Annotated in this window: 8 protein-coding genes and 2 pseudogenes; 7 read left to right on the top strand and 3 right to left on the bottom strand. The window is 50.4% G+C overall.

Annotated elements, in window-relative coordinates:
• The first annotated feature begins 230 nt into the window (after positions 1 to 230).
• Positions 231 to 962 (top strand): inovirus Gp2 family protein, encoded by a 732-nt coding sequence (locus tag C0K55_RS23780; protein ID WP_001075475.1) that lies wholly within the window; start codon positions 231 to 233, stop codon positions 960 to 962.
• 219 nt (positions 963 to 1,181) lie between these two features.
• Here the strand turns inward: C0K55_RS23780 and C0K55_RS26290 are convergent, their stop codons facing one another.
• On the bottom strand, positions 1,182 to 1,331 hold the full coding sequence (locus tag C0K55_RS26290; protein WP_172956173.1) for a hypothetical protein: 150 nt from the start codon (positions 1,329 to 1,331) through the stop codon (positions 1,182 to 1,184).
• Between the two features lie 14 nt (positions 1,332 to 1,345).
• Here C0K55_RS26290 and C0K55_RS23785 point away from each other — a divergent pair, with 14 nt between their 5' ends.
• The 3 genes from C0K55_RS23785 to C0K55_RS27050 all read left to right on the top strand — a co-directional run bounded on the left by C0K55_RS23785 (position 1,346) and on the right by C0K55_RS27050 (position 3,033).
• On the top strand, positions 1,346 to 1,897 hold the full coding sequence (locus tag C0K55_RS23785) for a hypothetical protein (RefSeq protein WP_001013352.1): 552 nt from the start codon (positions 1,346 to 1,348) through the stop codon (positions 1,895 to 1,897).
• Positions 1,898 to 1,965: 68 nt separating this feature from the next.
• The gene (locus C0K55_RS23790) at positions 1,966 to 2,202 is read left to right on the top strand and encodes a helix-turn-helix transcriptional regulator (RefSeq protein WP_000958091.1); all 237 of its coding nucleotides are present in this window, start codon (positions 1,966 to 1,968) and stop codon (positions 2,200 to 2,202) included.
• 282 nt (positions 2,203 to 2,484) lie between these two features.
• Positions 2,485 to 3,033, top strand: coding sequence for a hypothetical protein (locus tag C0K55_RS27050; RefSeq protein WP_097316296.1), 549 nt, complete (start codon positions 2,485 to 2,487; stop codon positions 3,031 to 3,033).
• Positions 3,034 to 3,051: 18 nt separating this feature from the next.
• On the opposite strand, the gene C0K55_RS23805 is transcribed toward C0K55_RS27050, so the two are convergent.
• Positions 3,052 to 3,531, bottom strand: a complete 480-nt coding sequence (locus C0K55_RS23805) for a ProQ/FINO family protein (RefSeq protein ID WP_097316295.1) — start codon at positions 3,529 to 3,531, stop codon at positions 3,052 to 3,054.
• Positions 3,532 to 3,855: 324 nt separating this feature from the next.
• Here C0K55_RS23805 and C0K55_RS26295 point away from each other — a divergent pair, with 324 nt between their 5' ends.
• From C0K55_RS26295 to C0K55_RS23815, 3 genes and pseudogenes are all read left to right on the top strand, one after another.
• Complete coding sequence (locus C0K55_RS26295; RefSeq protein ID WP_155522400.1) at positions 3,856 to 4,083, top strand: hypothetical protein; 228 nt, start codon at positions 3,856 to 3,858, stop codon at positions 4,081 to 4,083.
• 130 nt (positions 4,084 to 4,213) lie between these two features.
• Positions 4,214 to 4,742 (top strand): annotated as a pseudogene (locus C0K55_RS23810) (Rpn family recombination-promoting nuclease/putative transposase); the annotation flags it as partial.
• A gap of 72 nt (positions 4,743 to 4,814) precedes the next feature.
• Positions 4,815 to 5,789: pseudogene (locus C0K55_RS23815) on the top strand (IS256 family transposase); the annotation flags it as partial.
• A gap of 118 nt (positions 5,790 to 5,907) precedes the next feature.
• Here C0K55_RS23815 and C0K55_RS23820 read toward each other — a convergent pair.
• A partial coding sequence (locus tag C0K55_RS23820; protein WP_236942607.1) for a FaeA/PapI family transcriptional regulator occupies positions 5,908 to 6,000 on the bottom strand: 93 nt, incomplete at its 5' end.

Here is a 6,000-nt window from a genome sequence, read left to right on the forward strand (position 1 = left end):
TCTGTTGATCCGTTTCCCTTCAGGCTTTGTAGTTTTTAAAAACCATTTATGCCGTTGCTGCGTGTTTTTACCTTACGTGCAGGATTCTCTTTTTGTTACGGGATGGTTTATTCCGTTTCAATCTCTCTTAATCAGAGAGTTGTAGCATTGCTCAATGGCGGGATGCCGTAAAGTTTTACCACAGTGATTAATGATGTGAAGTCAATCCAAATCAACGGAGATCTCTCATCATGAATCAACCAATACACAATGCTTACTGGTTATCCCGTTTTGAAAGCATTCTCAACAGTGCCCTGGCGCAACACCGTGCCGTCTCGTTAATCCGGGTGGATTTACGTTTCCCTGAGTATATGCCTGCCACCATCATGGATACCGATTTAGATTCAGCTGTGATTTCTCGTTTTTTTGCATCCCTGAAAGCAAAAATTCAGGCTTACCAGCGACATAAACGACGTGCCAACAAGCGTGTGTATGCAACCACTCTGCGTTATTTCTGGTGCCGGGAGTTCGGCAAGGAAAAAGGCAGGAAACATTATCACGTGATATTGCTGCTCAACAAAGATACCTGGTGCTCGCCAGGGGATTTCACCGTTCCTTCTTCGCTGGCGACGCTGATCCAACTGGCATGGTGCAGTGCTCTGCATCTCGAGCCCTGGCAGGGTAATGGACTGGTTCATTTTTCCAGGCGGACGCCTTTCCGTAAACCGACATCATCTGATGCTCGCCCTCCTTCCGATGATACGCCTGTGCCTGGTGGATGTTCTGATACCCGGAAGGATTCTGACAAAAAATCTGGTGGATCCGCTGTGCTCTGGGTCAAGCGTGGTGATGTGGAAGCGATGCAGAAAGCCATGGAGAGAGCCCGCTATCTCGTGAAGTATGAGACGAAGCAGCATGACGGTTCTGGTCAACGTAATTATGGTTGCAGTCGTGGAGCGGGGCGTCTACTGGATGGCAGGTGAACCCTGTAAAACGGCATCCGGTGCCTGAGCGTATGCCACGGTAGGGCGTCAGCCAACGCCCTTACCTCGTATTCTGATCACTCATTCTGAAGTCATGCAACGGTATTTTTATCTGCTTCCGCTCCTGGAAACACTCCGTCGGTAAAAACTTACCGCCTTGATTAATGATGTGAACCGAAGTCAACGGAGATCATTCACCTTAAACCCACCTCAGGAATTTTACACCTGTCTGGTCTCCTGACTGTCCTGGCATACGACATCTGCCATCCCCGGTTCCACGGTTATTACATCAACAACCTCTGTACACGACGCCTTCAGTTTCACAATACGCTCGTCTTTCGCTGGCGGGGATGCGTCGTGTGTTTCCATATGGAGCATATCTTATGAATGGTATCCCTCATTTCGACTATAGCCTGGCGCCCTTCTGGCCGTCTTATCAGAACAAAATCATCGGTGTTCTCAACCGTGCGCTGCGTGAACAGTCCTGCTCCCGGGTACGGCGGATCCTGCTTCGTCTGCCGTGGGAACATGACAACGCCTTCAGCAGCAGAAAGATCTGGTTCGGTATGGACTTTATCGAAACCGTCAGTGCGCTGATGAATGCAACACCTGGACGAGATCTCTGCTGGCTCCTGACCCGTCATCCTGAAAAGCCGGAATACCACGTGGTGTTATGCGTCAGACAAGAGTATTTCGACGGCCCTGAGCTGGACCGGCTGATTCTGGATGCCTGGAGCAACGTACTGGGCTTCGCATCACCGGGTGAAGCAGCACCGTACCAGAAGCAGATCACCCGGGATGTGGTGCTGGACAGTCGTTCACCGGACTGCGAAGACATCCTCGATTTCGCCCGCGATCGTCGTGGTGTGTGCGATCCGGAAGCCTGTTGCCTCGCCGGTAATCCCGGCTATCCCGGATCTGCAGGACTGTTCTGAAAGCTCAGTTCAGCAGATTCACCAGCATTTGCCCAACCTCCATAAATCTCACAGAGGACATCCTGACTATGTTGACCTCAATAACAGGCCACGACAGTGTATTGCTGCGTGCCGACGATCCCCTGATCGACATGAACTACATCACCAGTTTCACCGGTATGACCGATAAATGGTTTTACAAGCTGATCAGTGAAGGTCATTTCCCTAAACCCATCAAACTGGGGCGCAGCAGTCGCTGGTACAAAAGCGAAGTGGAGCAGTGGATGCAGCAGCGAATAGAGGAATCACGAGGAGCAGCAGCATGAAACGTGTTGTGATGCCGGTACGCTGGCAATGTGCAAAATGCCGGCGCTGGTATTGTGGAAGCCGGCCCTGCCCCTGGTGCTGGCGCTGACAACTCCCGCTCATCTTCCAGCAGACATTCTCCGGTCAGCCAGCAGGTTGTAGCTCTTTCCTGACCGATTCGTCATTCCCTTCGTCTCGCCAGTCACTGGTGTTTGTATCGTACCGTGCCGGTGTTGATGTGCGTTTTCCGTGTGTCTGCACCGGCTTAACAAAATTCAACAGGGGTTGAAAAGGAACATTTCGTGCAAATAACCGAAGCCTTAATTTCAGAGCCGGGAGACATCCGGCGTTTTGTTCAGCAGGCGGTGGACCACTGGCCAAATCTGTTGGCATTTCACTTCACGCTCTATTCGGCAGAAGGAAACATCAACGGGCAACAGATTCATGCATTCTGTACTTCCTTTTACCGACAGGTGCACGAACGTATTACTGAACGTAATCACACGGCCAGTCCATCATCGCCGGTGGTATTACGCTGGTTGCGGGAACAACATGGAGGAGCAACAATACGATGCCTGTTGCTGTTCAGCCAGGAGCTTTTCTGCCATCCGCGAGCCAGTGTGACAGTTGATGAAGAATGTTCGCAAGTGGTGGATTTACTGCAACAGAGCTGGCAGGTGATAAGTGCTGGCGGACAATGCCGGGTGGAAAAGCGTTTTCAGATCGCCCGGGGTGATACATCTGGCCAGTATGTTGCGTTAAAAACAGTCGCATTGTCTCTGGGGTTACCGGTTGTGACCGCCATTATCTATCGTCCGGTACAGCGCTGTACATTGATTACAGCTCAGTGAATCAGCGCAGTTGTGCAGTCAACGAGGTTTTCTGGCTTTTCGTCGGTCATTCAGCACCATTAGCCGGGTCTCTGCCTCTTTCTGTTCCTGTGGAGTCACTTCCCCGCACGGCAGCCCCTTCAGGTCATAACGGGCGCCGCCAGCCATTAACGCACGGTAATAGCGCGGAGACTGCACATAAGACGCTACTGCTGCGCGTAATGCACCTGCACTAAACGCCAGTTCTCTGATGGCGATATCTTGTATCAGGTCGTCAGTTATCCCCACTTTAAGCGGTTTTGGTTTTTCCCGGTTGAATAACTCAGGCCAGAGTTCCACAAGACGATTTATACGCTTACGGTTTTTGCGCTGGCGTTTTGTCATATGTCGCCATGGTGTTTGATTCCTCACCCGAAGAGGCTTCTCGTTGTGTACTGTGTTCGTTTTATTCTGCAGCGGCGTTGCCGGTGACTTACTGAAAATACCCTGCGGTTTACGGTTAATGGTCAGCGTTACCATCAGTATTGTTACCTCTTGCTGTCAATGGAAGTGGTACCTCATCCGGTATCTGAAAATGTTTTCCGGTGGATGGCACAGCGAATGTCATGTAAGACATGCTGTTGCCGGTATTGTTCAGTGCTGTGCGTAGTGAGCGTATTCGTTATCAGACAGAGGGGCAGGGAACAAATGGCGTAAACGGGCATCAAAGAGCCGAAGAAACAGTACAGGTCAGGCCGTTATGGTCTGCAAACAGAGTCCTGGTGCCCCCGGGACTGAAAACGAAACAATAACCCGCGCACAGTGCGAGGAGCCCGGGCGTGAAGCAATCAGCAGGTAATATTAATGGCAAGACCAGCAGGTTCTTTAAACAAACGAACAATATCAGCAAATACGACAACTCCCGGAGAGGTAAAAAGTTTTTCACTTGAGCACTTCTTAAAAAAATGGAGACGAACAAAAATGGGGCGACATACCTGGAAGGTTTCACCTCAGACAGAGAGCCAGGAACAAAAACAGTGTGCCGGAGCAAAGGACCGGGAGCTTACCGGCAATTCAACAGCGGCAGAATAATATACTCCGGATGTTCACTTATCAGCGGTCATGGCTGAACATGGTTGTGCAGGTGAATATAATCCTGGTGAAAATGCCTTCTGACCGTTAAGCAGGTTATTGTGAACAGGAAAAAGAGAAGAACACGCCCATGCCGCATGATGCTGCATTCAGGGCGTTTATGGCGTCGCCGGAAGTGGCACGGGATTTTGTCTCGATTCACCTTCCGGAGGAATACCGTCAGCTGTGTGATTTATCGACGCTGCGACTGGAGCCCTGCACGTTTGTGGAGCAGGACCTGAAGCAGTTCGTGTGTGATGCGCTGTTCAGCATAAAGACGGTCAGTGGTGATGAGGGTTATGTGTATTGTCTTGTGGAGCACCAGAGCACAGAAAACGCGTATATGGCATTCAGAATGCTCAGATATGCGGTGGCGGCGATGCAGGCACTTTGAGCAACACAGGACGCTTCCGCTGGTGATACCGATGCTTTTTTACCATGGGGAACGTAGTCCGTACCCGTACAGTATGAACTGGCTGGAGTGCTTTGATAATCCGGCCCTTGCGGCTAAAATCTACACAAGGCCGTTTCATCTGGTGGATGTGACGGTGATGGATGATGATGAGATAATGCAGCACCGCCGTTTGGGCGCGCTGACGCTACTGATGAAACACAGCCGCGAGCCTGTACATAGATTTGTGTAATTGCCTGATTTTGATATGTTCAATCCAGCATCAAATGAAGGTTAATTTATGGACGAAAAACAGTTACAGGCTCTGGCTAACGAACTGGCCAAAAATCTCAAAACCCCTGAAGACCTCAGTCAGTTTGATCGGCTGCTGAAAAAGCTCAGCGTTGAAGCCGCTCTCAATGCAGAGATGACACACCATCCTGGGTATGAGAAAAATCAGTCCAGACCAGGAGCTAACTCCCGCAACGGTTATTCCACAAAGACCGTTATCACAGGCGACGGTCCACTGGAACTGCGTACTCCGCGCGATCGTGACGGTACCTTCGAACCACAACTGGTAAAGAAAAATCAGACCCGTATTATCGGGATGGATAACCAGATCCTCTCGTTGTATGCCAAAGGGATGACCACCCGTGAGATAGCTACTGCGTTCAAAGAACTGTATGACGCAAATGTTTCACCGGCACTGATATCAAAGGTCACCGATGCCGTGATGGAGCAGGTTGTAGAATGGCAAAACCGACCACTGGATGCTGTTTACCCCATTGTTTATCTTGACTGTATCGTCCTGAAAGTTCGGCAGGACAGTCGCGTCATCAACAAATCGGTGTTCCTGGCACTGGGCATCAATATCGAAGGTCAGAAAGAACTGCAGGGTATGTGACTGGCCGAAAATGAAGGGGCGAAGTTCTGGCTCAATGTGCTGACTGAACTGAAAAACCGCGGTCTGAACGATATCCTCATCGCCTGTGTGGATGGCCTGAAAGGCTTCCCGGATGCCATCAACACAGTATATCCGGAAGCCCGCATCCAGTTATGCATCGTGTATATGGTGCGCAACAGCCTGCGCTTCGTGTCATGGAAGGACTACAAAGCCGTCACTCGCGACCTGAAAGCGATTTATCAGGCTCCCACGGAAGAGGCAGGCCAGCAGGCACTGGAAGCGTTCGCGGCGGCCTGGGACAGTCGCTATCCTCAGATAAGCCGAAGCTGGCAGGCTAACTGGCCGAATCTTGCTACATTCTTCGCTTATCCAACGTGTCAATGCCACGATTTTTAACCGTTATAGGATGCGGACAATCCAAATGGTGAATTACCGTCTTATATCACTGGCGCTAACAGTGAAGTTCATGCAGAAAAAATGCATGTTTTTATTAATACTTTTCCGTTTCCCTTGCTACCTCCCATAAAGTACGGGCACCACGACGAAGAGGCGTACGCCTTATTTTTCCTTCTTTTTCAAGACA

Source organism: Escherichia sp. MOD1-EC6098 (assembly GCF_002965865.1).
GTDB classification, from domain to species: domain Bacteria; phylum Pseudomonadota; class Gammaproteobacteria; order Enterobacterales; family Enterobacteriaceae; genus Escherichia; species Escherichia marmotae.

Excerpts from the sequence above, each read along its gene's own strand:
- C0K55_RS23780 (WP_001075475.1), top strand. The coding sequence starts at position 231 with ATGAATCAACCAATACACAATGCTTACTGGTTATCCCGTTTTGAAAGC.
- C0K55_RS26290 (WP_172956173.1), bottom strand. The coding sequence starts at position 1,331 with ATGGAAACACACGACGCATCCCCGCCAGCGAAAGACGAGCGTATTGTG.
- C0K55_RS23785 (WP_001013352.1), top strand. The coding sequence starts at position 1,346 with ATGAATGGTATCCCTCATTTCGACTATAGCCTGGCGCCCTTCTGGCCG.
- C0K55_RS23790 (WP_000958091.1), top strand. The coding sequence starts at position 1,966 with ATGTTGACCTCAATAACAGGCCACGACAGTGTATTGCTGCGTGCCGAC.
- C0K55_RS23805 (WP_097316295.1), bottom strand. The coding sequence starts at position 3,531 with ATGGTAACGCTGACCATTAACCGTAAACCGCAGGGTATTTTCAGTAAG.
- C0K55_RS26295 (WP_155522400.1), top strand. The coding sequence starts at position 3,856 with ATGGCAAGACCAGCAGGTTCTTTAAACAAACGAACAATATCAGCAAAT.